The 26,014-nt window shown below is 53.7% G+C and carries 31 protein-coding genes; 17 read left to right on the forward strand and 14 right to left on the reverse strand.

What is annotated here, in order from left to right; translation table 11 throughout:
• Positions 1-42 precede the first annotated feature (42 nt).
• From AC3CB2_RS19225 to AC3CB2_RS19250, 6 genes are all read right to left on the reverse strand, one after another.
• On the reverse strand, positions 43-294 hold the full coding sequence (locus AC3CB2_RS19225; protein WP_128647376.1) for a hypothetical protein: 252 nt from the start codon (positions 292-294) through the stop codon (positions 43-45).
• Positions 295-325: 31 nt separating this feature from the next.
• Positions 326-1,300 (reverse strand): helix-turn-helix transcriptional regulator, encoded by a 975-nt coding sequence (locus tag AC3CB2_RS19230; RefSeq protein WP_488389899.1) that lies wholly within the window; start codon positions 1,298-1,300, stop codon positions 326-328.
• Positions 1,301-1,603: 303 nt separating this feature from the next.
• Entirely contained in the window at positions 1,604-1,990 is a 387-nt protein-coding gene (locus AC3CB2_RS19235) for a VOC family protein (protein WP_352935607.1), read from the reverse strand.
• Positions 1,987-2,292: an ArsR/SmtB family transcription factor gene (locus tag AC3CB2_RS19240; protein ID WP_037036644.1), complete on the reverse strand. Its 306-nt coding sequence runs from the start codon at positions 2,290-2,292 to the stop codon at positions 1,987-1,989. Before AC3CB2_RS19240 ends, AC3CB2_RS19235 begins: the two co-directional genes overlap by 4 nt.
• A 128-nt stretch (positions 2,293-2,420) precedes the next feature.
• Positions 2,421-3,011, reverse strand: coding sequence for a class IV adenylate cyclase (gene cyaB / locus AC3CB2_RS19245; protein ID WP_352935605.1), 591 nt, complete (start codon positions 3,009-3,011; stop codon positions 2,421-2,423).
• A 102-nt stretch (positions 3,012-3,113) separates the two neighbouring features.
• Positions 3,114-3,713, reverse strand: a complete 600-nt coding sequence (locus AC3CB2_RS19250; protein ID WP_352935603.1) for a COG3904 family protein — start codon at positions 3,711-3,713, stop codon at positions 3,114-3,116.
• Positions 3,714-3,896: 183 nt separating this feature from the next.
• Here AC3CB2_RS19250 and AC3CB2_RS19255 point away from each other — a divergent pair, with 183 nt between their 5' ends.
• From AC3CB2_RS19255 to AC3CB2_RS19270, 4 genes are all read left to right on the forward strand, one after another.
• Positions 3,897-4,457, forward strand: coding sequence for a TetR/AcrR family transcriptional regulator (locus AC3CB2_RS19255; protein WP_352935601.1), 561 nt, complete (start codon positions 3,897-3,899; stop codon positions 4,455-4,457).
• A complete protein-coding gene (locus AC3CB2_RS19260) occupies positions 4,454-4,891 on the forward strand; it encodes a hypothetical protein (protein ID WP_352935600.1) in 438 nt (145 codons plus the stop codon). Before AC3CB2_RS19255 ends, AC3CB2_RS19260 begins: the two co-directional genes overlap by 4 nt.
• A gap of 57 nt (positions 4,892-4,948) precedes the next feature.
• Positions 4,949-5,329, forward strand: coding sequence for a GFA family protein (locus tag AC3CB2_RS19265; protein WP_352935598.1), 381 nt, complete (start codon positions 4,949-4,951; stop codon positions 5,327-5,329).
• A 206-nt stretch (positions 5,330-5,535) separates the two neighbouring features.
• The gene (locus AC3CB2_RS19270; RefSeq protein WP_352935595.1) at positions 5,536-6,096 is read left to right on the forward strand and encodes a hypothetical protein; all 561 of its coding nucleotides are present in this window, start codon (positions 5,536-5,538) and stop codon (positions 6,094-6,096) included.
• A gap of 29 nt (positions 6,097-6,125) precedes the next feature.
• Here AC3CB2_RS19270 and AC3CB2_RS19275 read toward each other — a convergent pair whose 3' ends face one another.
• Positions 6,126-6,248, reverse strand: coding sequence for a hypothetical protein (locus AC3CB2_RS19275; protein ID WP_488389900.1), 123 nt, complete (start codon positions 6,246-6,248; stop codon positions 6,126-6,128).
• A 126-nt stretch (positions 6,249-6,374) separates the two neighbouring features.
• Between AC3CB2_RS19275 and AC3CB2_RS19280 the strand changes: the two genes are divergently transcribed.
• Positions 6,375-7,334 (forward strand): hypothetical protein, encoded by a 960-nt coding sequence (locus AC3CB2_RS19280; protein WP_352935592.1) that lies wholly within the window; start codon positions 6,375-6,377, stop codon positions 7,332-7,334.
• Positions 7,335-7,341: 7 nt separating this feature from the next.
• On the opposite strand, the gene AC3CB2_RS19285 is transcribed toward AC3CB2_RS19280, so the two are convergent.
• Together AC3CB2_RS19285 and AC3CB2_RS19290 are read right to left on the reverse strand one after the other, a co-directional pair.
• Positions 7,342-8,025, reverse strand: coding sequence for a helix-turn-helix transcriptional regulator (locus AC3CB2_RS19285; RefSeq protein WP_352936041.1), 684 nt, complete (start codon positions 8,023-8,025; stop codon positions 7,342-7,344).
• 116 nt (positions 8,026-8,141) lie between these two features.
• Positions 8,142-8,537, reverse strand: a complete 396-nt coding sequence (locus AC3CB2_RS19290; protein ID WP_352935589.1) for a RidA family protein — start codon at positions 8,535-8,537, stop codon at positions 8,142-8,144.
• Positions 8,538-8,724: 187 nt separating this feature from the next.
• On the opposite strand from AC3CB2_RS19290, the gene AC3CB2_RS19295 reads away from it, so the two are divergent.
• The gene (locus AC3CB2_RS19295) at positions 8,725-11,223 is read left to right on the forward strand and encodes a coiled-coil domain-containing protein (RefSeq protein WP_352935586.1); all 2,499 of its coding nucleotides are present in this window, start codon (positions 8,725-8,727) and stop codon (positions 11,221-11,223) included.
• Here AC3CB2_RS19295 and AC3CB2_RS19300 read toward each other — a convergent pair.
• Together AC3CB2_RS19300 and AC3CB2_RS19305 are read right to left on the reverse strand one after the other, a co-directional pair.
• Positions 11,220-11,435, reverse strand: a complete 216-nt coding sequence (locus tag AC3CB2_RS19300; RefSeq protein WP_352935583.1) for a GDCCVxC domain-containing (seleno)protein — start codon at positions 11,433-11,435, stop codon at positions 11,220-11,222. The two genes, AC3CB2_RS19295 and AC3CB2_RS19300, sit on opposite strands and share 4 nt — an antisense overlap.
• 4 nt (positions 11,436-11,439) lie before the next feature.
• On the reverse strand, positions 11,440-11,763 hold the full coding sequence (locus AC3CB2_RS19305; protein ID WP_352935580.1) for a hypothetical protein: 324 nt from the start codon (positions 11,761-11,763) through the stop codon (positions 11,440-11,442).
• Between the two features lie 87 nt (positions 11,764-11,850).
• Here AC3CB2_RS19305 and AC3CB2_RS19310 point away from each other — a divergent pair, with 87 nt between their 5' ends.
• Entirely contained in the window at positions 11,851-12,240 is a 390-nt protein-coding gene (locus AC3CB2_RS19310; RefSeq protein ID WP_352935577.1) for a MerR family transcriptional regulator, read from the forward strand.
• A 110-nt stretch (positions 12,241-12,350) separates the two neighbouring features.
• Here the strand turns inward: AC3CB2_RS19310 and AC3CB2_RS19315 are convergent, their stop codons facing one another.
• Positions 12,351-12,986 carry a TetR-type transcription factor C-terminal domain-containing protein gene (locus AC3CB2_RS19315; protein ID WP_352935574.1) on the reverse strand — a complete coding sequence of 212 codons (636 nt, stop codon included), beginning with the start codon at positions 12,984-12,986 and terminating at the stop codon, positions 12,351-12,353.
• Between the two features lie 149 nt (positions 12,987-13,135).
• On the opposite strand from AC3CB2_RS19315, the gene AC3CB2_RS19320 reads away from it, so the two are divergent.
• From AC3CB2_RS19320 to AC3CB2_RS19365, 10 genes are all read left to right on the forward strand, one after another.
• Entirely contained in the window at positions 13,136-13,831 is a 696-nt protein-coding gene (locus AC3CB2_RS19320) for a putative metalloprotease CJM1_0395 family protein (RefSeq protein WP_352935571.1), read from the forward strand.
• Positions 13,832-14,063: 232 nt separating this feature from the next.
• Entirely contained in the window at positions 14,064-14,432 is a 369-nt protein-coding gene (locus tag AC3CB2_RS19325) for a DUF2946 family protein (protein ID WP_008549257.1), read from the forward strand.
• A gap of 255 nt (positions 14,433-14,687) precedes the next feature.
• Positions 14,688-15,059 carry a DUF2946 family protein gene (locus AC3CB2_RS19330; protein ID WP_352935568.1) on the forward strand — a complete coding sequence of 124 codons (372 nt, stop codon included), beginning with the start codon at positions 14,688-14,690 and terminating at the stop codon, positions 15,057-15,059.
• 35 nt (positions 15,060-15,094) lie between these two features.
• Complete coding sequence (locus AC3CB2_RS19335; RefSeq protein ID WP_352935565.1) at positions 15,095-16,651, forward strand: ABC transporter substrate-binding protein; 1,557 nt, start codon at positions 15,095-15,097, stop codon at positions 16,649-16,651.
• A gap of 65 nt (positions 16,652-16,716) precedes the next feature.
• Entirely contained in the window at positions 16,717-17,661 is a 945-nt protein-coding gene (locus AC3CB2_RS19340; RefSeq protein ID WP_352935562.1) for an ABC transporter permease, read from the forward strand.
• Entirely contained in the window at positions 17,648-18,517 is an 870-nt protein-coding gene (locus AC3CB2_RS19345) for an ABC transporter permease (RefSeq protein WP_352935560.1), read from the forward strand. The genes AC3CB2_RS19340 and AC3CB2_RS19345 overlap by 14 nt, the downstream gene beginning before the upstream one ends.
• Positions 18,511-19,296 carry an ABC transporter ATP-binding protein gene (locus AC3CB2_RS19350; protein WP_352935559.1) on the forward strand — a complete coding sequence of 262 codons (786 nt, stop codon included), beginning with the start codon at positions 18,511-18,513 and terminating at the stop codon, positions 19,294-19,296. Before AC3CB2_RS19345 ends, AC3CB2_RS19350 begins: the two co-directional genes overlap by 7 nt.
• Positions 19,293-20,039, forward strand: a complete 747-nt coding sequence (locus tag AC3CB2_RS19355) for an ABC transporter ATP-binding protein (protein ID WP_352935557.1) — start codon at positions 19,293-19,295, stop codon at positions 20,037-20,039. The genes AC3CB2_RS19350 and AC3CB2_RS19355 overlap by 4 nt, the downstream gene beginning before the upstream one ends.
• A gap of 97 nt (positions 20,040-20,136) precedes the next feature.
• On the forward strand, positions 20,137-22,401 hold the full coding sequence (locus AC3CB2_RS19360; RefSeq protein WP_352935555.1) for a glycosyl hydrolase family 95 catalytic domain-containing protein: 2,265 nt from the start codon (positions 20,137-20,139) through the stop codon (positions 22,399-22,401).
• A 156-nt stretch (positions 22,402-22,557) separates the two neighbouring features.
• On the forward strand, positions 22,558-24,456 hold the full coding sequence (locus tag AC3CB2_RS19365; RefSeq protein WP_352935552.1) for an ABC transporter substrate-binding protein: 1,899 nt from the start codon (positions 22,558-22,560) through the stop codon (positions 24,454-24,456).
• 75 nt (positions 24,457-24,531) lie between these two features.
• On the opposite strand, the gene AC3CB2_RS19370 is transcribed toward AC3CB2_RS19365, so the two are convergent.
• Positions 24,532-24,954 (reverse strand): GFA family protein, encoded by a 423-nt coding sequence (locus tag AC3CB2_RS19370; protein ID WP_208998133.1) that lies wholly within the window; start codon positions 24,952-24,954, stop codon positions 24,532-24,534.
• Positions 24,955-24,957: 3 nt separating this feature from the next.
• Positions 24,958-25,995, reverse strand: coding sequence for a phosphotransferase (locus tag AC3CB2_RS19375; RefSeq protein WP_352935549.1), 1,038 nt, complete (start codon positions 25,993-25,995; stop codon positions 24,958-24,960).
• Positions 25,996-26,014: the final 19 nt, after the last annotated feature.

The following is a 26,014-nucleotide window of genomic DNA, read 5'->3' on the forward strand; positions in this document are numbered from 1 at the left end:
TCTCCGCACCACCCGGCACAGGGGTGTGCTGCTGCGATCAGATCAATCGGCGTGGGGATGCTGGAGAAGCTCAAGAACCCGGTTGGACCGGAGCTGCAGCTCATCATTGTGACCAAGAATGGCCTGATTGATGGTCAGCAGCATGTCGTATTCCCGCGTGTGCTCCAGCCTGTTGGTCAGCACGATGTTGAGTGCCTCAACAAGGTTGTTCAGGTGACAGGAGGCAAGCTGCAGGCTTTCCAACTCCTGACAAAATGAGGAGCCTTCCTCTTTCAAAAAGTCCAATTCCGCCATGTACCTACCCCCTATGCTTGTCGTTGAGCGGCTACTCCATTTTCTGGTTATGCCGCGAGTGCCTTCGGTATTTTGCAGGAGACACGCCAAACTGACGCGTGAATGCGCTGATGAAATTGTTGTAGTGGCGGTAGCCGATGTGCTGCGCGATTTTGGAGAGCGAGGCATCACTCTGCTCAATGGTTTTGCGCGCAATCTCCAGCCGCTCATTGCGGTAGACCTCAAACACGGTGCCGCCAAATATTCGCTTGAATCCGCTGTTCAGGCGCTTTTCGCCAAGGTTCACCTTGTACGCCAACTCACTCAAAGACAGCGGCGTGCTGAGGCTGCCCATCAGCAGCTTGTAGGCCCGTTGCACGCTGGCGACCTCATACTCATTCAGGTTGCCACTGCTGGACACCTGGTTGCTGAGAAAGCTGGCCTTCAAGGCAATCAGTTGCAGCACCGCGCCTTCAATAAAAAGGCTGCGCATGGACCCGACCAGCGGGCTGCTGATGACGGAGCGCACCAGCCGCCGCATCTCGGGTGTGGGGCGAAACTCCAGCAGGCTGAACTCCTCATCCCCCTCTTTCACAAAGGGCAAAAAAGTCGCCGGAAGATCCTTCTCCAGCGCCCGCATCAGATACTCCTCCGAAATGGAGTAGGAGAGCATCTGCAGGTCCGTTCCACGAGCAATCTGAAACTTGGTTGTAGACGGTCCGTATTTGACTAGATTCGCTCTGTCCGCACTAAGTGAGAACTGCTCCACACCCGCTACAGTTGCAACTAATGAACCTTGCAGGAGAAAGTTTCCTGATATTGTACATGCCTTGTTTCTGAAGGAAGTATAGCAAGCGCTAAAATCACGCTTTGGAAGTATTTTGGCAATTCTGACCTGAAGCTCTTGGCTATACTCTATATTACTTATTATCGCGGAAACATTTTCATTATTTACGTATATTGGGGCAGATGCATCAAAATACTTGCGAAAATGTCCGTCATTCAAATAGGACCCTTCTGATTGCATCTAAAATTCCAGTCATAACTATTCCAAAATTAAATTCATTATGCATTTATACCTAGCGCATATTTTTAGTATCAACTAAACAACCTGACTTAACCCCAATATTACCTTTGGGAATATTTTCAGCCTTTACGCATAGAAAAGTGGGGTCAAACGGCAAAAATGGGCAGCCGAACAGGTTCACAGAAGCCTTAAAGCCCCTTGCGCCCGGCAGATGCCCATTCTCATTATCCTACTTAAAGCTCTGGCGGCTTTGATGTTTTGCGATCGCCACAACCATTTGCAGAGGCACGCAAATACCAGAAATCAGGCGAGCTGAACCAGCTGGATCAGGTTTCCGCAGGTATCATCAAATACTGCAAGTTTTACTTCACCAAATGAAGTTGGGGCCTGAACAAAGGTAACGCCAAGATCTTGCAGGCGCTGGTGCTCTCTCTCCAGATCTTCCACGCTGAAAGAGGCCGCTGGAATGCCGTCTGCCGCAAGCGCTTTCTTGAAGGGAGGAACCGCCGGATGGCTGCTTGGTTCCAGCAGCAGCTCAATGCTGTTTTCATCCTCTTTGCTGACCACAGTCAGCCAGCGGCTTTCGCCCAGAGGGATGTCGTGTTTTGTCTCAAAACCGAGCTTCTCGGTGTAGAACTCCAGCGCTTTTTGCTGATCATCGACAAAGACGCTTGTGACATAGATCTTCATTCATTCTCTCCAAACCTAGCGAGCCAACCGGAGCGCAACTCTGCCAATGGCTTGGTGTTCAACGAATGCAACTTCGTTGTTCCCTGCCACTCGATGGTGAGTACGCCCGCTGCCTCTAATGCTGAAAGGTGCCGCGAGAAGGCTTGCCTCGTTAAGTCGACACCGTATTCCTGTAAAACCCGAGTATGGATTTCGAAGAGCGATTGCCTGTCACGCCGAGATAATTCGTCAATTATGCGCCGCCGTGTGGGATCGCCAAGTGCTTTGAACAGTGCGTTAAGATGATCATCTGATGCAGTCATACGCCCTTATGCAACAATTTCGTTGCATAGTCAAATGCAACTTTTCTGTTGCATAAAGCGAAAGCATGCAGTTCCAGCTAAAGCCCGCAGTGCATTTGGCAGGCAAAACCGTCATATTTTGCAGCGTTTTAGGCTTTCAAAGCCTGCTGCATCGCGCGGTAGGATTGGGTTTGCAGGGCTTCGGGGGACAGGGAGAAGGTATCCGCCAGATCGGCGATCTCCTGCTCATACTCAGCAAGCTTATCGGCGTCATCTGTCATGATCGCCAGCTCAATAAAGCGGCCAAGGCCGGGCACGTCATCAAGGGTTACGTGGAACTTGCCAAGGAAATAGATATCGCGGTTCTTCTCAAACCGCTCAACTTCCTCAAAGCCCAGAGACACGATCATCTTGTGAGCCTGATCAGCCTCCGGCAGATCCATGGAAACGCACTTATCCGGCCCTGGCCCCTTGCTGATCCAGAGCGCACGGCCTGACGGGCGCATGATGCGCAGCACGTGTTGCTGATCGTTGTGAGCAAGGCGTCTGTCGGCAAGATCGTAGAAGATATCCTGCTCGGTGTTGCCAAGGGTGAAGGGCACGGCTCCGCGGGCTTCCAGCTGACTGCGGATCACCTCAAGGTCGGCAACAGCGTATTTGCGCTCCACCTCATAGGCTCCGACGAAGTGATCACCCGGATCACACAGCATGCCTTTGGTTTGCAGATCTGTTCCAGTCATCCCACGCTCCTCTGCTCTGGAAAGTATCCTTAAAAAGCAACAGGGGGAGACGCAAGACAGATAAAACACGAGAGCCACCGACACGTGGCTCCCGATGCAGATTTACAGCACAGACGTATACTGCGTGCCAACTCTGTAGCGCTTCATTTCAGCTTCTGTCATCCAATGCACATCTTCTGGCGGGGCTGCTTCCAGCGTGTACCAATAGAACTGCGGATCAATGCCGATGCTCTTGTAGTAGTTGAGATATTTGTTGTGCTCTTCGTGTGACTTGGGCAAATCCAGCGCGCTGAACTCATCAGAGGACCACGAATGCACACCAATGCGCGCGCCCTTCACAACAACGCGGGTTTTGCCTGCCAGGAAGAAGTCCGTTCCACCAGAGGCGATGATGCCGTTGGACGGGATAACAGTCGTCAGACCACGCTCATGCACGATGCGGGCCGCTTCCAGATTGGCATAGTCATCATCAGACCCCGGTACATCCAGCATCACGATGCGCTTGGTTTTCGGGTATTTTTGCAGCGCCACCAGCAGGTCATCCGGTGTAGAGGTGCTGATCACCCCATTCATCACCAGCTCATCACCCAGCCGATCAAACCGCGCGATCTCATAATCATCTTCCACGGACCCACACGCCGCAACCACCAGCACAAGCAGCGCCACAGCAGGCCAACCAACGATCTTCTTCAAGAGCAGCATTCTATTCCTCTTCCTTATCGCCCTTCGTTTCTCACCCCCTGCTTCTCACAGGGGCGATGAAGGCCGAGTGATCGGGTGGAGCTGGCTAATGAAACCAGCATCAATGCGGCTCATTTGAATCAGAATGATCATTCTGATATAAACTGATTCATGCCAAGAAAAGCCAATATCAGCACACAAGATTTGACCGACCGCGCACTGGAGCATTTTTGGGAGAACGGCTTCCACGCCTCCTCCATGGATGATCTGGTGAAATCAACCGGTGCCACCCGTCACGCCATTTACGGCGCATTTGGCGGAAAAAAGCAGATGTTTCTGGCCTGCTTTCAGCGCTATCAGGATCTGGTCGTCTCCCCCGCCTTCGCACAGGTAGAACAGGACGGCGCGACACTGGAACAAGTTGCCAGTTACTTTGAAATTCAGATCAGCCGCGCAGAGGAAACTGGTCTTCCCGGCCCCGGCTGCCTTGTTGCCAACTCCGCCACCGAAGTCGCCCCGCACGACACTGAGGTGCATGCCAAGGTGGACGCACACAACACCCGCCTGAAGCAGGGCTTCCTCAATGCATTGAACAACGAGAAGCCAGATGTGCCTCCCGAGGAGCTGGAAATGCTTGCTGGACTGCTGGTGGTGTTCACCAATGGCCTCTGGTCTACCTCTCGTCTCACCAAAGACGGCAAGTTTCTGCGCACCAGCGCAAATCAGTTTTTACAGACAATCAAAACACGGATAACCGCCCCATGACCGCACTCGCTCTCTCAAACCCCAAGCGAGCCTTTTGGCTTGCCGTGTTGCTCAACTTCCTCTGGATCAACGCTTCCGAAGTGTTTCGCTACTTTGCATTTGTGATGCCGCTCATGCGCAGCGCACTGCCGCAAATCCATGATGTCGCGCCAATGAACCTGCCGGTGTTTATGGTGTGGGGTATGTGGGACACGGTGCTTGTACTCGCTGCAACCGGCCTCAGCTGGGTGCTGCTCGAGCGGTTCGGCCCAACCATCCGCAACGCACTTTACGCAGGCAGCGCAATCTGGGCTACGGTCTTCGTCATCCTTTGGCTCGGCCTCTGGAACATGAACCTCGCCCCAACCCAAGTCATCCTCACCGCCCTACCCCTCGCCTGGCTAGAAATGATCATAGCCGCCCTCATTGTCAGATGGGCGATGAGACGGGGGTAGTTGGCTGCTGCACATTTCCGCAGTACCCTGCCCACCGGAAAGCGGGAGAGATTTGAGATGGAACGCATAACAGGGAGTTGTTTGTGTGGGGCGGTTCGGGTCGTGGCGTCTGGGGAGCCGGACAGGGTTGGTGTTTGCCACTGCATGGACTGTCGCAAGCAGCATGGTGCGGTGTTTCATGCCTCGGCGATTTATCCGGAAGATGCTGTGAGCGTTGAGGGGGAGACCAACAGCTATCAAGGCCGCTTCTTCTGCCCACACTGCGGCTCATCCGTCTATTCCACCAGCGAAGGCGAGGTGGAGGTTCATCTGGGCATTCTGGACGAGCCCAACCAGATGGTCCCAACTTACGAACTCTGGACCACCCGCCGCGAAAACTGGTTGCCAGAATTTCCGGTCTCCAAGACCTATGAGAAGGATCGCGTTGAGGAGGAGTAAAGCCGCAGTTGCAGTCACCTGATCGCCGGTACACCCAGAACGAAACCGACATTTACTCATCAGCTCACTCGCAGGTTCACTCAAAGAAACCTCTAATTGCCGCCTTTAAGCTTAACTGAAACCGCCCTCTTGAACATGGTTGGGGAGGCAGTGACAGTTGCTCAGACGAGATTGTTTGAGGATTGTCTGCGTAAAGGTTGCTGAAGATGCCAACACTAACAAAAGCACCGGATCTCCCCAAAAGCTGGCCAAGCGGTAATATTCCTAGTGAGAATGAGGCCAGAAGAAGCATCAAGATCCTTCAGGCCCGTGCAAAGCTGGCCGGAGACTCACAAGCCCGAAAACTGGCAGATCTGGCATTACAAAAGCTTGGAAATTTCTTGCTTTTTGATGCGAAGAGGGCTGATCCAAACAAGCAAAGACAAGCAGATGACATCAAACCAAAAGTCATGAAACTGTTTGAAGCCGCGCACAAGCTGAGCGCTGGCCTGAAGCTGCCAACCGGATCATTCACGGTCAAAGTTGTAAAGCAATCTAAGCCCAAGTTTTACCACAACGCCTCAAGCGCTGGTAAAAAGGCAGTCTGGACGTTCCGCTATGAAGATGTTGGTTTTCCTGCTTCAAATGGAACCTTTGATATCGAAATGGACCGAAGTTATGCCTCGCTGAAAGGCGATGAAAACAAACAGGCCAAGAAGATTGGCGACGCGGCTATTGCCGAGACAAAAAAACGAACAAAATCAAGCGATGTCAAAATGGTGAAGTAGGCTACAGACCTACTGATCTGCGAAAAGGACTAGGCCTGCTCCTCGCAGCCTTCTCGTTCCATGAAGGCTGTCAGGCTGGTGTCTTCGTCGGCGATGCGGTCGAAGCGGAAGGTGCAGAAGTCCTGCCGCAGCTCGCACCACGCGGAGAACATCCAGCCATAGCTGAAGTTAAATTCCTGATTTTATTACAATTTATTTGACAACTAAAAGTTGCTTCGGCATCTCTTTTCCTACAAAAATTATTATTCACCAAGATGATTGCAGGAAGGATTGATAACTTGAGCTACGATGTAATTTTACTCTCTGAAAAAGGAGAGGAAATGCGTAAACTTGTTTATGATTTCTTTTCAGCGCGTCCAAATTACGAAGTTTCAACCAATGACATAATGTACGAGAATCCTGAAACAGGTGTACATTTTCAATGGATCTTCACCCCCTATCATGAGGATGATCTAAATGAAGAGACCACCTCGATACATGCAAAGGATATCGGGCATCTTCGCCTGAACTTTGCCCGTCCGACAGCATTTGCCAAAGAAGCTGCGTTAGAACTTCTGGCTCTTTCCCAATCACTTCCAGTTCAGTTCTATGACCTTCAACAGGACAGCATTTATGATAAGTTCATAAATGCTGAGCAACTTACAGCCCCTTACGCCAAACACGCACAAAGTGCATTATCAGCAATGATTGAATCCAGCCCTGAGATGCCTAAGCCTCAGGTACGTCCAAAGCAACTCTTAGATTCTATCTGGGAATGGAATTTCAATCGTGATGCCCTCACTGCGAGTTTATCCGAAGACCTGTTTGTACCCAAAATCGATTTCTTTAGGTTTGATGGGGAACTAAAGACTGGCATTGTTTGGGGTGATGGCATCCCTATGCTCTGCCCGCGTGCAGATATTGTTATAGTATATCGCAAAGACACTGCTCCCCGTACAAGTTGGTTCAAGCAAAAACAGGCCGTGATTGATGTAATCACATTTGATGAGTTTAAGAAGGATTACAAAAAGTGGCTGTTTGAAGATTCTCAAAGCCTGGGCTCACTAACTTGTTCGTCATCTGATGCCAAACATTTGCGAAAAGCCGTAGCTACTTCAAAGATCCGTCGAGAGGTCCACCCAATTGGTGAAGAAGGTATGCATTCTTTGGAAGCATTACCATTCATGACTGTCTTGGATTCTGAAATCTGTATTCCCACCAGCACTCAAAATACAGCAATGTTGAAGAAGCCAACTTAGTGACTGTCTAAACCTGCTCCTCGCAGCCTTCTCGTTCCATGAAGGCAGTCAGGCTGGTGTCTTCGTCGGCGATGAAGTGTTCGTTGGTGACGGTGAGCTGGGCGATGCGGTCGAAGCGGAAGGTGCGGAAGTCCTGGCGCAGTTCGCACCAGGCGGAGAACATCCAGCCGTCAGTCAGGTTCCAGATCACCAGAGGGCGCAGGCGGCGGGTTGAGGTGCTTCCACCCGCGTTTGTGTAAGTTATCTCAACCACTTGCTGCGTGCGGATTGCCTCGCGCAGAATACCCACATCGGCGGGCGCGCTGTTCTTGCTTTGCAGGCTGTAATAGGGCGCATCGGCCAGTTTGCGTTCTTCCGGCGCTGGCAGGCCCGCCTGAATTTTCGCCCGAACCTCCCGCGCCGCGCTCACCAGCGCCGGATCGCCTGTGCTTTCAACAAAGGCAAGGCCAACGGCCAGCGCGTCGATCTGGTCATGGGTAAACGTGGTGTTGGGCAGGTCAAACCCCGGCCTCAGCAGATAGCCAACACCGGCCTCCCCCTCAATGGGCATGCCGGAAGCCTGTAAATGGGCGATATCGCGGTAGATGGTGCTGACGCTGACTTCCAGATGCTCGGCCAGCTCATTAGCGCGGCTGACACCACGGGTGCGCATCTCGTTCACCAACCGGAAAAGTCTTTCTGCCCGCCGCATAACTCTCACTCACGCCCAAATACCAGCGCAGGCTACTCTGCCTCCGTCGTGCAGAGCATAGCACAGCTTAAGCGCCTCGAAACTATGGATTTTCGAGGCGCAGCTGATGGTGTTGATCAATCCGCAGCGGTGGCTTCAATCTCAAACATCAGCGGGGGAATAGCGAGCCGCGTGACGCCAAGCAGCGTCATAGGAGGCGCTGCCTGCACCGGACCAAAGCGGGCACCAAGCAAATCGAAATGCTTCATGGCCTCATCCACGTCGGTGGCATAAATCCGCAGTTGGGTGATGTTAGCAAGGCCCATATCCGCAGCGCTGAGAACAGCCTCCAGATTATCCAGAGCGAGCGCAATCTGGCTGCGCATATCGCCGGGATGCTGCGGGTTGCCCTCGCCATCCACGGAGGTCTGGCCTGCGCAGACCACCTGCCGTTTGGTGCCCTCAATCACTTCCGCTTGACTGTACCCCAGCTTCAACGACCACGCCCACGGATTCACAGCAGTTCTCTTCATAGGATTTTGCTCCCTCATCAAGTTGTCAGAGAGCCCTTAAAACCACAGGCCTCCTCTCACCGTTGTGAGAGGAGAGTCACTTTCTTCAAAAACTAATAAGAATGTGAAATCCGCGTTTTCTTTGGGTTTTCGGGTTTCTTTTAGGATGTCGCCTCAGGTGTTGTTTGGCAGGAGCCTAAGAGATCTGATGGCAGGGAATGTTGGTAAGGGCTCGGAAAGTGCATCTCCTCCGCAGGTGGAAGCCTGGATTGTGCAGGTGCATGGGGCTTTGGGACTGTCGGAAGACGGCAGTGCGGACGCAGAAGAGTCCAGCCAGCTGGATGACACGGAAATAGCCGGAGCCTTTGGCGAGGTGCCTGATACGGATCCCACAGACATTCCGGAAACACCGCCGCACCACAACACGCTGGAACACAAGGCCAACCTAAAGCTTCAACGGTATATCGACCAGATGGAGGACCTGCTGCGTGCGTTCTACACCAAGGCACAGTTGATGTGGGAGGGGGAGCATCGTGAGGTCTTTCATGTGGGCATGACAAAGGCAAAGCAGCTCAACTCCAGAGCCAATGTTGACCTGAGCATTGACCGGTTCTCTGAAGCCCAAACCAAGTATGACGCAGCAAAAGCGCAGCTGGATGAGCTGGAAAAGAACTACAGGCTTTACAGGCAGGCTGACGCCAAACTGCTGAAAGGACAGGTTGGGGATGAGAAGCAGCTGCCACGCATCATGCAGCAGATTGAGCAGGCGGGCCTGCAGAGAGAAGCCGAACAACTGGCGGATCTGGAAGAGGAAATCACCCGAACCTATGTACGGGCGCAGGATTTCTGCAAGGATGAACTCGCGAACGAGCTGGACAAGCAAAACGAACTGACATGCAGTGCATTGGAAAAGGCATACCAGGCCCTGACACAGAGTGACGCCAAAAGCGTGGCGCAGCACATGGCCACCACGCGCAAGCACTTCACCGGCCTGCAGGGTGTCTTCCGTCAGGGGTATCAGCCCCTCTCACAACAGGTGGATGCGTTCAAAGCGCTCGTAACCAAGCAACAGGCAACGCTGATTGACAAAGGCAACCAACGATCCACCTTCGAGGTCTGGGGTGTTTCGCTGAGAAAGTTCGATCAGGCCTATCAAACGGCACAGGAAAAGGTGGCCGCGCTGGAAAAAGCAGCTGATGCCTATGAGATCGAAGAGGCAACCAAAGCGCAAAAACAGCTGGAAGATGCAGTGGATGCACTTCAGGCCGAACAAGACAATCTGGAGCGGGATATCGGCGCGCAACGCAACACGCTGCAACAGATCATCACCGTACAAACCACGCTGTTTGAATCCCTCATCGCAAAGCTTCAGCAACTGGCAGCTGTTGAAGAACTCGACCCAGACGACATGCAAGAGTTCCGGATGACAGAGAACACGCTAAGTGCTCTGTCGCGATTGGTGTGGGGTGAGGAAGGATGGCGCGTCAGCGAAATGACACCGGTTCTGGACGCTTCTCTCCAGAAGCTGGAGGCACTTGTTGCGCAGCTGGAAGCAGGCGGTGCTCACGCCTTGGAAGGTGATGCCTCAGCGGAAACAGAAAAAGACACAGCAGCAGCAAATGAGCTGACAAAACAGTTCCAGAAACTGAAGGCGGAAGTGGAGCAGTTCTACGCCAACTGGAGCAGAGCGCTTGAGGGTGAGTTTGAGACGAAACTGAACGACCTCTTTGATAAAACAAAGGAAATCACAGCACGCTTCAGCAAAAGCAATGTTGAGAACGACCTGCCAGCCACACAGACAGCCCTTGAGGATGCCGCCCGTGTGCTTGCCGATATGCAGCAGATCACGGAACAGGCGAAGGCCTCTCTCACCACTATGGACGAGCTGGTGGACTATTACGAGCGTGCTGTCACCTCCCTCTATTGCAATCGGGTCACCTACGGAAAGTGGGACTTGGACCTTAGTGAGATCGACAGTGCCTGCGCGTTCATCGATCAGCAGATCGATGCTCTGCGCGCCCTGCAATCTGGCCCCACCTCGGCAGAGGCTCAGGCGCTATCGCAGCAGATTGATCAGGCCTACAAAAACGGCTGCAAAGCCCTTGAGGATTTGGAGGCACAGGCGCGATACAAGAAACACCGCATCCTCGCTTATTACGAGGAGAAACTGGAGGAGGTCTCCAAGCTCTCCAACAAGGCAAACCAGCTGGAAGATACGGCCTACTATCAGTTTCTGGAGAAATCAGAGCGCGCCAAAGAGCTCATCAACAAACTGCTGCCGGTCTCCAACGGCGGCGATGTCTTCAAACTCCGCAGTCTGCTGGCGCAGATCGACGGCCTGATGGACGAACTCCGCGATTTGCTGGCAGATGTCAGCAGCGACGTGGAAGAAGCGAGCCTCAGTTCCTCACAAAGCTATGACAGCGAGGAAGCTGGGTTTACCTCGCAAATCCCGGATGACGAGTATTACGGCCTCATCTCTCAGGGCTCCGAGCTGAAGAACCAGCTGCAAACCTATCTGGAAGACGGCGAGAAACAAGGCTCTGTCGATCAAAGCGAACTCAACACCCTGTTCGAAACCGCCTCTTCCGCCGTCACATCCGCCGAATACCACCTCAACGGCGACGACGCCGAAACCGCCCGCGAGAAGCTCTCAGAAGCTAGTGCCTTGCTGGAGCAGATGAAAAAGCTTTGCGGTCAGGGTTAGCCGCAGCACGTTTCATCCAGCTGGATTGGTGGGCAAGGGACGGTGCCGTAAGAGCAGTAGACGCAGCAGTCGCCGGGCAGAGGTTTCAGCAGGGTGCCGCAGCCTTTGCACTCATAAAACCATTGGCAGGCATCAGTGGGCATCACTTCGGTTTCGCGGTGGCCGCATTCCGGGCAAGTCACTGTGCTTTCAAGCATAACTGTTTTGGTCATGGCATCACATCAGGCTGATCAGGTGGTCGTTAATGGCGGTTTCATTGAGCACGATAGCCCAGGCCAGTGCCGTCACGATGGTGCTCAGCAGCAAATGTGTCTTCAGGCGGACCACAGAGCCCCGGCGCACAGCAACACCCCACGCCAGCACCAACAGCACGGAAGACGCCACCAGCACGAAGTAGCTTGCAGCGGCAATCTTGCCGAACACCGCCAGCCAACTGCCGCCAAGCCCGGCCAGCATCAGAGCGATGGGCAGCACACAGCAAGTGGCAACACCCAGCGAGGTGAACGAGCCCGCATAGCTCATTTTGAGAAAGGTCTTCATTGGCAGATCCGTTTGTTCGGTTGAGAAGGTTCTGCCTCGGGCTTATAGATGCTGTAGTAGCTACAGGATCAAGGCGGGAGAGTTCACATGTTCGCGATTGGAGAAGCCTCAAAGCGCAGCGGCGTTGCCATTGAAACGATCCGCTACTACGAGCGTGAAGGCATCGTTGCCAAACCAGCCCGCGGGGATAACGGACGCCGCGCCTACACTGAGACGGAAATCGGGCACCTGCGCTTTATCAAACGCTGCCGGGATCTGGGGTTCACCATCAAAGATGCACAGGCACTGCTCAGCCTCGGCGAGCAGCAGGATGAAAACTGTAAAATCGCTCATGATATGAGCAAGGCACATTTGGAATCGGTGCGTGAAAAAATCGAGAGCCTTCGCCAACTGGAAAAGGCGCTGGAGGAGCTGATGGGAAATTGCGAAAGCGGCAATGTGCAGTGCCCGCTGCTGGAAAGTCTGCACGCGGACTGACGCGACGGGCTGGCGAGGCTCGCCAAAACACAGCAACGCAGAAAAACGCAAAAGCGCGCAAACCAACGCACATTTCAACGCAAACGAGATATTCCCGTTGGGACTGGGCGTTAAGCTGTCTCCAGCAATGCCAGGTCAGCCACCACGGCACGCAGCACCAGATCAGACACGCTGCGGGCGATTTCCTCAACATCCCTTTCGGTTTGCTCGGGACGCGGGGAGTACCAGAAGCACGGGCCGTTCATCAAAATAATGATGGAATGCAGGGTGATGGAGACAGACTGATTGGCGAACACGCCAGCTTCTATCCCCTCTGTCAGCACGGCGCGATACAGGTTCTCATAGGAGCGGCGCATTTCGATGATCTGCTCAATCATCTCCTTCTCATGCGGTTTGGCCGACCCACGGAAGAACATGCGTGTGTCTTCGCTGACAACGCGGTGATAACTCAGGAATTTGAGGATGCGCAGCACATGGGCAAACGACATGGCGCGCAGCTTTTCCAACGGGGGAATATCCTGCGCGGCGATCGGGCTAACCCGTTCCATCAGCAGGGAAACTGAGCGCAGACGCACCGCATAAAGCAGTTCGCCCTTGGAGCGGAAATGGTGGTAGACGCGGCCTTTCGTGGACCCCAGAAGACCGGCGATATCATCAATGGAAGCCACATCCGGCCCCATCTTCATGAAGCACTCGGCAGCAGCATCCAATATCTCCTGCTGAGACCGGCTCAAATCTTCAATCATTCCCGAATTCCCTCAAGCCCCACGCAATCTTTCCTTTAGATACACAGGTTTACAGCATACGCCCAAAGCAAAACCGTAGCACACCTAACAAAATTGTGTACCAGAAAACCCTTTACCAAAAGCACCGGTAACTTGTATAAGTTCAACCTATGATAGATGGAATTGGCTCCTCATTTGCTGGACTTGCTCGCCCCGCGTCTTACAACGCGGCCCAGCCTGCACGCGTAAACCAGCAGGAAACAACGCCTTTTTCCATTGAGCATGCGGTTCCGAAGGATTCGGTCACGATCACCAGCGACCTTTCCGCCAACCCGGTTACAGCCTCGTCCTCCTCTGAAAAGTCCAAGAATGAAAATGGACAGCTTTCCGAAGGAGAACAGGAGCAAGTTCAAGAGCTTAAGACCCGCGACGCGGAAGTTCGCGCTCACGAACAGGCCCATGCAGCAGCCGGCGGCGCATTCGCTGGCGCGCCAAGCTACACCGAAACCCGCGGCCCCGACGGCCACAGCTATGCCATTGGCGGTGAAGTCTCAATTGACTCTGCTCCCATCTCCGAAGACCCGGAAGCCAGCATCGCAAAACTGACCACCGTCATCGCAGCAGCCCTCGCCCCTGCACAGCCATCCGGACAGGATCAGGCCGTTGCAGCTCAGGCCCAAACCAACCTGGCACAAGCCTACACCGAGCTTCGTGAGAAGAACCTTGGCGGTGGCGAAGAGCAGGAAGCCAGCGAAGTCAGTGGCTTACAGTCTCTGCTGCAGGTTCAGGAATACCCTGAAACCGCCTCCGACCCATCCGCCCTGCTCCTCAACGCAACACAAGCTTATCAAGCTGCGGCGGTTTAGCGCTATCTGAGCAGTACTCAGTTTATTCCCGTAGTCTTTACACCTCTTGCGCGCAATAACTCCATGAAAACATGATATTTTCTTGGGCGCTTACCTATGCCTGCCAAGCAAAAGTGCATCACTGCCCACTAAAATTTTTTCATAGAGTCACAAGAGAGATAAGTAAAAGTCATTGACACGTATTTTGTACTAGCCTAAGGCGGAAATGCACTTAGCGTCACTAGAGTTTGCTGTGAAACTGACAAAAGCCAAAGCGACTGTATTAGCTGCACTGTTTGTGTTGATGCAGCTTGTTGCACCTCCCGGAATGATGGTTTCCGGAGGAGAGGACGGCTTTGAGATTGTCATCTGCACCGCGCAAGGTATGCAAACTGTACTCCTTGACGAGCATGGCAACGAAATCCAGCAGGCTGAAGAGCAGGAAGCCTACGACAATTGCGCATTCGGCAATGTTGTTGCCAAGGCACTCAGCGCTTCCCCTCACACAGAGTTCGACGCTTCTCCCCTTCCTATTGATGTAGTTACGCTTCCAACAAGTATTGCACTTACGGAAACGACCGTGCGCATCGCTGCGCCCAGAGCACCTCCCGCCCAAGCATAATTTGGTTTGTCCCGGCCTTTCTTAGTTTGGCTAATATGCTGACATAAAAGGGCTATTTTCTCAACGGACATTCTGGCTCCGTCATGCAAACCCATGGCAACCAAAGGTTTTCTGCAGGCTGCTTGCAGAAAAGCCAGTGCCACAATTGCATGCATCGGACCTGCAGGGCTCTGCTCCTGCCACTCGCTTATCCCCTCAATCTCAGCAATGACTGAGGTTGGCTCTGATGGCTCATCAAGCGCAAGGTGCACTCACTTGGCTTTGAAACCAACAACCGTATTGGCCTGCTGGCTCGCAACATGGTTTGTGATCCTGCAGCTTATCGCGCCGCCCGGCATGATGCCGCGCGCCGGTACGGATGGTTTTGAAATCACGATCTGCACATCGCAAGGCCTACAGCAGATTTTCATCGAGACTTCTAATGAAGACGAAGAGAAAAAAGACAAGCAGAACAATATGTTCTGTATGTTCTCTTTCGCTTCGCTGAAGTCACCTGATACTGCTTCTCAGAGCATTTTCATCCTTGAACCTGCAAAGCCGAAGCATGTCTTCGCCCCCAACGAGGTGGGGCATTATACAATTCCACGGCGAAGCCATGCTCCGCGAGCGCCTCCAGTCTTTCTCTGATTTTCGCAAGATTACAGACAAAGATTGGAATTGAAATGAACAAGTTCAAACAACTACTTAGCGTCAGCGGAATTCTGGCAGCGTCGCTTCCTGCTCTGGTTTCTGGCGTCTCCACAGTGCACGCGGAAGACATCCAGCAGCTGCGGATTGCGGTGAAAAAAGACCGCTACAGCGTGGACCCGAAGAAGTTCAACTTCACCACCCGCCGTCCAGCCGGGCAGATCGTGGAAACCGCTGTAAAGCCAGACGAAAACTTCATTCCGCAGGGCGTTCTGTTTGAAACCTGGGACTACAAAGACGGCATCTACAGCATCAAGCTGCGCGAAGGCATCACGTTCCATGATGGACAAACCTTTGATGCAAAAGCCGCAATCGACGCGCTGAAGCTGTACGATCAGGGCCGCTCTGACTTCCTGCAGATCGATCAGGAGAGCTTTGACCAGACCGGGCCTTACACCTTCACCTTCAAGTCCGAGATCAACTCTTCCCTCGTCATCGAAAACATGACCCACCGCGGAGCCTCCCTGTTCTCCATTCATGGTGACCGCGCAGAAAATCCAATCGGAACAGGCCCTTACCTGCTGGACAACTATAAGCCTAAACAGTCCATCAGCATGAAACGCAACGACGATTATTGGGGTGAGAAGCCAAAGGTTGAGAACATCACCTATCACTTCATCGCTGATGATCAGGTGCGTTTGCTGGCTCTACAGAACAAGGAAGTCGACATCGTAGCTGAGGTTACTCCTCAGATGCTGCTGAGCCTGCCAAAGGACGGTTCTGTTGTGGTGCACGAGTCCCGCCCAATCCGTTACGTGGCTCTGCTGACCAACCTGCATGGCAAGGCACCTTACGACACGCTGAAAGACAAACGCGTCCGCGAGGCGCTGGCCTATGCCATCAACCGCGAGCAGCTCGCTCAGGTGCTGTTCAACGGTAAAGGCGTTGTTGCAAAAGGCATTTTGCCGAACTGGATGTTTGGACTTGGTGACGATCACGTCGACGGTTTTGACTACAACATCCAGAAAGCAGAAGCGCTGCTGGATGAAGCTGGCTGGACCAAAGGCAGCGATGGCATGCGCAGCAAAGACGGCAAAGCGATGAAGCTGCGCCTTGTTGCTGCTTACCCGAACGTTTCCAGTGTGCGCCCAATGCCAGAACTGCTGGAGCAGATGTTCCGCACTATCGGCATCGACATCGAGCTGGTTCAGGTAGATGATTCAGGCGTTTACGACGACACCTATCTGGCAACCGGCGAAGCGGACCTGTACATGGAGTTTGCCTCCAACAACAACGCAGACCCAACCTACCTGCTGTACAACCTGTTCCACTCCAAGACCCCATGGGGCTACCAGTACACCGCACCGGGTGGCAAGTTAGACACCATCCTCGACAATGCCCGCCAGGCGCAGAGCCGCGAAGAAGTCATTGAGCTTGTTCGTGAAGCACACCGCGAAATCGTGCAGACCAAACTGGCTGCTATTCCAATCCTGATGGTGCCGAACTTCAACCTGTCCCGTCCGGGTCTGAAGGTTCCTATGTTCGAACACGCTGACTGGATCGACTACGGTCAGGTTACTCAGACCAAATAAGAGATACGCAGCACAGGCTATCGAACTGCGGTGTTCTGTGCTGCCTTTTCACGAAAGATAAGCAAATGAAGCAGTTTGTTTTCAAGCGCACGCTTTCGGGAATACCAACTCTGTTTGGCATGACCCTGATTGGTTTTCTGATCATCGGCCTTACGCCCGGTGATCCGATTGAGATGGAACTACGCCGCCTGGGCGTGTCGTTCACCGCTGAACAGGTGGAGGCATTGCGGGTGGAGTACGGGCTCGATAAACCACTGATACAACGCTATTTTATCTGGCTGCTGGATCTCTTCCAACTAGATTTGGGCACATCCATCGCCTCGGGTCGGCCTGTGCTGGAGCTGTTCAAAGAGCACCTGCCCATCACAGCAACGCTGTCCGTTCTGGCCTTTGTCAGCTCGCTGGCTCTGTCACTGGTGCTTGGCACCGTCACGGCTGTTTCGCAGCGCACTTCGCTCTCCACCAGCCTTTATGTACTGACAATGTTTCTGGTCTCTGTGCCATCATTCTGGCTGGCGCTGTTTCTGCTGGCGGTATTTGCGTTGGGTCTCGGGTGGTTCAAGCTGCTGCAGTTCGGCAATGCGCAGGATCTGATCTTGCCCGTGATCACGCTGGCGCTTGGCAATGCTGCTGTGATGAGCCGATTGGTGAGAGAGCGGATCATTGCAGTGATGAGCGAGGATTACATTCGTCTGGCCATCACTAAGGGTCTGTCCCGCCGCGCTATTTTAGGCCGCCACGTGTTGAAATCCATTCTGCCGCCCCTCGTCACTAACTGGGCAATCTCATTTGGTTCACTGCTTGGTGGCTCGGTGATTATCGAAAACATCTTCAACCTGCCGGGGCTTGGCCAACTGGCTCTGCAGGCCATCGCAGAGCGAGACTTCGCAATTTTGCAGGCCTATCTGCTGTTTATGGGGCTGGTATTCTTTCTGGCAAACTTTCTGGCAGACCTAACGAACCACTGGCTCATGCCTCAACTCAAGGAGGATGAGCATGGCTTACGTTGAGAGTGCTAGATCCCTCCCTCTTTCGCGGGTTACAGACCTCTTCAGAGGCAAAACCACGTTTCTACTGGGCGGCCTCTTCCTATGCGTCTTCATCACACTCGCTCTGGGTGGAGAAGCTTTTGCCCCACACCCACCCAACCAGATTGATCTGCTTCACCGCCTCAGTGCACCTAACCTGACCTATCCGCTCGGCACAGACCATCTGGGCCGCTGTATCCTCTCCCGCCTGATGGCTGGTACGGCACTTTCTCTAGGCACGGCGCTCACAACAGCCGGGCTTATCCTCGCTATTGCGCTCCCTGTCGGACTGCTCTCCGCCCTCTGCAAAGGCTGGGTTGATGCGTTTTTGATGCGGATTGCGGATATTTTTCTGGCGTTTCCCATGCTGGTGTTTGCCCTCGCAATCATCGGCTATCTGGGTGCATCCCTGACCTCCGCCGTCATCGGCGTTGCACTGGCATGGTGGCCTAGTCTGGCGCGTTTGGTGCGAACCCTCACGCTGGATGCGGCTTCCAAAGAATATGTGCTTGCCTCCCGGCAATGCGGGCAGAAGCCTTTGAGTATCATAGCAAAACACATCCTCCCGCAGATCTTGCCACCTCTGCTTGTGGTCCTCTCGCTGGAGATGGCTGGCCTCCTGTTAGTGCTTTCCTCCCTCAGCTTCCTCGGCCTCGGTGCACAACCACCAGCCGCAGAATGGGGTGCGATGCTCAACGAGGCACGGCCTTTCTTCGCCGAGCGCCCAAGCGTCGTTCTGGCACCCGGCATCGTCATCATCCTCGCCGTTCTCAGCTTCAATCTGGTGGGTGAGGGCATCCGTTTTCAGCTAGACAAGAGGAAACCTTATCGATGGTAAAAACACCGCTTCTTCAGGTCCATAACCTCACCATCGCCAATGCCGCCCAGAATAACGAGTCACTGGTTGAAGGCGTGAGTTTTGAGCTGGCCGCAGGGCAACGCCTAGGCCTCATCGGCAAATCCGGTTGCGGTAAGTCACTGACCTGCCACGCAATTACAGGGGCTTTGCGTGCTCCACTGGAAGCAACAAAGGGCTCAATCCGATTTCAGGGCAAAGACCTGTTGCAGATGCAGCATGCTGAGAAACAGCGGATCAGAGGCACAGGCATCTTCTGCATTTTCCAAAGCCCCGGCAGTGCTTTGCACCCCAGCCTAACGGTTGAGAGACAACTGCTGGAAACCGCTGGCAATGTCTCGCTGCTCGGGCAAGACGCCCACAATGCAATCTGTCAGGCACTCGAGGCGGTTTCTCTCCCGAAGCATTGCCTGAAGCAATACCCCAATGCGCTGAGCGGCGGCATGAAGCAGCGGGTAATGATGGCTATGGCCTTGATTTTAAAGCCAACCATCCTGATTGCCGATGAGCCAACCACAGGCCTAGATGTGATCACCGAGCATGAAACCTTGCAAGCACTCGATGTAGTCCAACAGGAAACCGGCTCCGCTCTGCTCTTCGTCAGCCACGATCTGCGCATCGTCCGCCAAACCTGCACTTCGGTGCTGGTGATGGATGCTGGCAGGATCGTCGACGCTTGCGATCTCAACCAACCTGTCGCGCCAGATTGCCACCGCGCCACCGCCGAAATCACCAGAGCTATGGAAAGACTTCAATTATGACCATGGAAGCAAGGCATCTCTCCATCGCCTATGGCAACAATCAGGTGCTTTCCGAAGTCAGCCTGACCCTGCATCCCTCGCGCACCACAGGCCTGGTCGGCCGCTCTGGCTGCGGAAAGTCAACGCTGGCCAAAGCTATGACAGGCATCATCCCGGCACCGCAAGATGCCCTGTTTCACAACAACCAGATCTTCTTCCCAGACCTCAGCAAAACCGGAGATATCATCCACTACATGTGGCAGGACCCGCTGGCCGCTCTCAGCCCTTTCCTGAGTGCGCTGGACCTGATCTGTGAGCCATTGAAAGCCATCCACAAGCTGCCCAAAGTTGCACGGTACAAGCAGGCACGGGAGCTGCTCGAAATGGTTGGGCTGGAAGATGCCTGCGCCGCTAAACGCCCCCACCAACTTTCCGGCGGACAATGCCAACGTATTGCACTGGCACGCGCTTTAGCCGTGAAGCCTAAGTTTCTGGTGTTGGATGAACCGCTTTCCGCACTGGATCTGGTCACTCAGGAGCAGATCACATCTCTCCTGCGCAAGGTGCGCGCAGAGATGAACATGGGCATCCTCATCATCTCCCACGACCTGCAAACTCTGGCAAAGCTGGCAGATGATATCGCAGTCATGGATGGCGGCAGAATCGTGGAACACAAAGCAACAGAGGAGTTTTTCGCTGCACCTGAGCATCCACTTTCGCGTCGGTTTGTCGAGATCTCGAGGTATTCAGCCCCAGCGGCCTAGGCATTGAAATTTTTCAATAAACTGTGCTGCCCTGCAACAAAACACTCCGTTAGTCTCTGGCGAAACCTATTTCGCCAGTTTGTATTTTGGATTGAGCATGCCCCTTCTGGAACAGAGTGACATTGAACAAATCAGCCGAGACGCCCAGCTTGGCAAACTCAGAAGGAACAAGGTGCTCTACAACGCTCTCCCACAACGTCAGCAGGAGAGCATTCTGCTTGGGTCCGGGCTTGTTGGTGTGATGCTGTTCCAGACGAGCGATACCACGCTGCAGCTGGCTTTGGGACGAGCGGACGTCTACAACGTGAACCCCGAAGTGACGGCCCACCGCAAACCACTCGGGTACTGTGAACTCACCTTCTCCAGCAAAATCAAAGGCGTCCAGTTACGGCTTGATCTTGCCGCGGGCATCCTTTCAGGCACGTTGGAGCTGGAAGACGAAGACGTCACCTTCACCTGCTTTTGCCATGCTTTAAGCGACAGTATCATACTTGATGTGAAGCAGGCTGTGACAAGCTCCACGCTCACCTATCATCCAGTCGAGAATCCGCAGTCCTCCCGCACCCGAAACTCACATCCGCACGACAACGGGCCGTTTGAGCTAGCCGAAGTTCGGTCCTACGCAGATGACATTGGCACGTATACAACCACGACCTACCATGAGCGTGGCATGAAGGCTGGAGAGGTGATCGTTGCCACCTCAACTCAGCGCCATCACCAAAGCCTCCGGCATTTCTGCCGTATAGAGTACGATCGCTATAACAACGGGCAACTTGCGGAGACCGCACGCGCCAACCTTCAGGCAGCACTAAACGAACCCTATGAAACACAAAGGCAATCCCATGAGGACGAATGGGCGGAGTATGCCAGCCGAACGCTAATCTCCCTGCCGGATGAGGAGCTTGAGTCCTATGTTGATTTTCAGTTCTACAAGCTCCGCTGCCTCACTCGGCCGGATGGTGCGCTGATTGATCTGCAAGGCGTTTGGTTTGATCCGACAACCCCGTGGCCCGGCGTCTGGCACAATCTCAACTCCCAGCTTACCTATTGGATCTGCGCATATGGTAATCGCTCTGATCTGATGAAACCACTCATTCGCCAGTTACAGGAACATGAGCACCAGCTGGCAAAAATGGGTGGAGAGGCAGGTGGTTATAATCTTTACACCGTCACCAACGCGGACTTCTGCCAACCAGGACCAAAACCGACGCCAATCGCACCCTTCACCGAAGGTGCTGGCATTGCGGATGGTACGGCCTACCACACACAAAACGTGCAGGATGCCACGCTTGGGAACTTCCTCTGGCTCGTCCATAATCTCTGGCTCTCAGCTTCTTACGAAGATGATCAAGATGCGCTTCACACGGTCGTTAAGCACTTCTTGAAAAAGGGAATTCAGTTTTACCGGCATCATTTCATCTATGCATCCGATGGTTCAATCCATCTGCCAGAAACGTTCTCGCCAGAATACAAATCCGCCCCTAATTGCAACTATGACCTTGCTGTGCTGAAGTGGGCGATCTCCACCTATCTGGCCCTTGAGCCTGACACGGAAGAAAGGCTGGAATACGCTGAGATTCTGGGGCGATTGGTGGACTATCCCTACTCAGAGGAGACTGGTTATCTGATTGGTCAGGATGTTAGCCTAACCGACGCGCACCGGCATTACAGCCACTTGCTGATGGCCTATCCGTTTTACCTGCGCAATGCGGATCAAGAGGGCGAGAAGGAACGTATTCGCAAGTCTGTCGATCATTGGCAGAGTTTCTCAAAATCACCTCATGAACCACACGAGAAACTAGTTGGCTACTCCTTTACCGGCGCAGCTTCACTCTACGCCGCCATTGGCGAAGGCGACCTTGCCCATGAGTATTTGCGAGCGTATCTGGATACGGGTGCAGGCGGACGCATGCATCTGACCAACACGCAATATTATGAACACGCCGGAGTTGACGCCACCACGGTGGAAGTTCCTCTCACAGGAGCAACGGCGGCCATAGACATGCTGCTGCAAAGCTGGGGCGGAAAGATCCGCGTGTTCCCAGCAATCCCGCAAGGCTGGAAAGTTGCCTCATTCTTCAACCTGCCTGCTCACGGCGGGTATCTGGTCAGTGCTGTGCTGCGTGACGGTGTGCTTGCGTTCCTCTCTGTAAAAGCAAAAAGGACGGGTGAGTTTACTTTGCAGTCTAAGTTTCTTCCCGAAGAATTGCGTAACACAAGCATTCATTTGGCAGCAGGTAAAACTTACGCTTGGGCAACACAAAAATTTGATCTTGCTTCTTTCCTTAAAGAAGAACAGTCCAAAATCAGGTTCACCAAGCAAGGAATCGTAATTCCACGTAAAAAACAGGATATTTATTAAAATATTTTCATAGTAATACTTTGATATACCACTGAGGAACTACTTATTCTCAATCCGTAAACATTGCAATGCGTCGAGATTCCCGATCTCACGCAATAAATATTTCATGGCTGGATCATTGAGGAGTGAGCCGCTGTGAGATGGGGGGAGAATTTGATGAAGAGCGTTACACTCACGTCGATTGCTGCTTTGACGCTGCCGTTTCTGACGGCCAATGGCTGGGCCTATAATGAGGCGCCAATGCTCAAGCAGCTGGTCGAAGCCGGTCAATTGCCACCGGTTGAAGAGCGCCTGCCGAAAAATCCACGCGTCATCCCGGTCTACGACAGCATCGGCACCTATGGTGGTGTCCTGAAGCGTGCCTTCAAAGGCCCAAGCGACCGCTGGGGACCAACCAAGCTCATGGAAGAGCGTGTGGTGGAAACCTACATGGATGGCGAGAAGAACCTGTCTCTGGTTCCGGGCTGGATCGGCGAATACTCCGTGAGTGAAGATGCCCGCGAGTTCACCTTCACAATCCGCGAAGGTCTGCGCTGGTCCGACGGCGCGCCGGTCACCACCCGTGACGTGCGCTTCTGGTATGAAGATGTGTTCCTTAACGAAGACCTGATGCCATCCATCAAGGCGCTTTACACCTCCAACGGTGTACCAATGAAGCTGTCTTTTGCCGATGACTACACCTTCACAGTCTCCTTTGAAAAGCCATATCCGCTGTTCCTGACCGTTCTGGCCAAGGAAAGCACTGGTCGTCCGGGCCTTGATCGTCCGGGCTTCATTGAGCCGTTCCACTACCTCAAGGATTACCATCCAACTTATGCTGACCCAGCCAAGCTGGACGCGGCCATTGCCAAGCATGGCGCCAAGAAGTGGACTGATCTCTGGGATTCTAAAGGCCAGATCCAGGCATGGTGGTTCAACCCGGATATGCCAGTCCTGACTGCATGGCGCGTGAAAACACCGCCACCATCTGACACCGTGGTCATGGAGCGCAACCCTTACTATTACGGCGTGGATGCAGAAGGAAATCAGCTTCCTTACATCGACCAGATCGAACACCGCTTGTTCCAGGACCCGGAAGCCATCAACTTCATGGCCATTCAGGGCGAAATCGACCTGCAGAACCGCCACATCAACGTGGCCGACTTCACACTCCTGAAAGAGAACGAAGCCAAGGGTGATTACACCATTGAGAAATGGACCAAAGCACTGACTTGGACCATTATGCCGAACCTGAACTCAGCTGATGCAACCAAACAGGCTTTGTTTGAAGACATTCGCTTCCGCGAAGCGCTTAACGTTTCCGTGGATCGTGAAACCATCAACGAGCTGGCATTCTCAGGCCTTGGTGAAGCCCGTCAGGCCTCCCCAATCTCTGGCTCACCGTTCTATGATGAATCCGCTGAAAACCGCTGGACAGAGTATGATCCAGAGCGGGCTGCTGCTCTGCTTGATGAGATCGGCCTGACAGAACGCGATTCCGATGGATTCCGTCTGATGCCTGATGGCCGCCGCCTCAGCTTCGTGCTGGAAACCCGCTGGGACATTCAGGGCGAGCTACTGGAAGTGGTGCGAACTTACTGGCAGGACATGGGCATCGAGGTTCTGGTCCGCATTATCGACCGGACTTTGTTCCAGCAGCATGTTGAAACCGCAGACTTCGACATGATCCTCGACACGTTCGATCGCTCTTCCGTCATCACCGCTGATCCGGTTCGTTTCCTGGGCCGCGGCGGCTTTGCGCAGAACTACTTCAACTGGTGGTACTCCAACGGCAAGTCCGGTGAAGAGCCACCGAAGGATCACGCAATCCGCGATGTTTGGGCAGCTTGGGATTCAGCACAGACTGCAACAAGTCTGGAAGAAGCAAATGCCTATGCAAAACAGATGGTTGACGTTCACACTAAGAACGTTTGGCACATTGGACTGGTGGGCGAAACACCAGCAATCTACGTGCGCAAGAACAATCTGAAGAACTTCCCTGCGGGGTTTGTCCATGACGACGCGCTACGCGGCGTTGGCCTCGCATACCCGCAGCAGCTCTACTTTGAGAAGTAAGCACCTCAACTGAGCTCTGCGTAACATGCCCGCCTAACCCGAATTAGGCGGGCATTGTTGTTTTGAGAGACGCCCTCACGCCTTTTCAGGCTTCCAGTCCGGTTGAGTTTCAAAAATCGCCGTGGTTTCTGGCAGAGTGTCCCAATGCTGCTTGTCGCGGTTGAAGATGACGACTTGCACTTCCAGATCTTCAGCGTTGTCCATGGATCCGAGTGGCAACGTCATGTGATCTGGCGCGTTGGTGTTGCGGCCATAGATTGGGCTTCCGCAGTTTGGGCAGAACGCTTTGGTGACCTGCGAACCGTTGGCGGAGGTGTAGACATATTCTCCCAGGTCGCCGGAGATGTTTACCTGATCCACACGGAACATAGCGCCGACTGAATGGCCGGTTCCGCTGGTTCTGCGGCACTCTTCACAGTGGCACTGCGCGGTGACCACCGGGTCGCCATCAATCTTGTAAGATACCGCCCCACACATACAACGCCCGGATCGTTTCATTGCTTACTCCACCAGTTCGCCAATCACCTCACAGGCCATGGTGGCGATGAGAGGAACGGCTTTGCGCATCATATCAGCAGCTTCGGGATTCGAGGCATTGCCCGCTTCTGCACGCGCCACAACCCCTTGAATAATAGCCGCTAATCGGAACATGGAGAACGCCAGATAGAACTCCCAGTTCTCAATTTCGTTGAGCCCTCGACGCATACAGTACTGGCGCACGTACTCCTCTTCAAGCGGAATGCCGAGCGCAACGCGGTCCAGTCCAGCAAGGCCGCGCAGGCCTTTGAAGGACGGCAAACGCCACTGCATGCATTGATAGGCAAGATCTGCCAGAGGATGGCCAAGAGTGGAGAGCTCCCAATCCAGCACCGCGACAATGCGTGGTTCTGTGGGATGGAAGATCAGATTGTCGAGCCGGTAATCCCCGTGAACCAGAGAAGAAGAACCGTCATCTTCCACCATATTCGCTTCCAGCCACTCCATCAGGCGGTTCATGGCTGGAATGCTGAGGGTTTCTGAAGCTTTGTACTGCTTAATCCAGCGCCCAGTTTGCCGCGCGAAGTAGTTGCCCGGCTTGCCGTAATCCATCAAGCCAACCGCATTGGGAGAAACATCATGCAACGCCGCAAGCACGCGGTTCATTTCCGCAAAGATCGCCATACGCTCTTCATTTGAACACTCTGGCAATGCCGGATCCCAGAAGATACGCCCCTCAACGTACTCCATGACGAAGAACATGGTACCGATGGGAGAATCGTCCTCCGACAGGTGGTAGACTCTGGGCACCGGTACATCACTGTCTGCCAGCGCGGCCATCACCTGATACTCACGGTCCACCATGTGTGCGGACTTCAGCAGGTTTCCCGGAGGCTTGGCGCGCATGACGTAAGTCTTGTCGGAGGTCACCAGCTTGTAGGTCGGATTGGATTGTCCGCCCGGAAACTTTTCAATTTCCAGAAGCTCACCAAACTCCGGCACGTGTTGCTGCAGGTAAGCCTGAAGCGCTGGTTTTTCCAATGTATGCAAGGCGTTCGTCATGGGCTCCCCTCCTCCATGA

Source organism: Pseudovibrio sp. SCP20 (assembly GCF_057774105.1).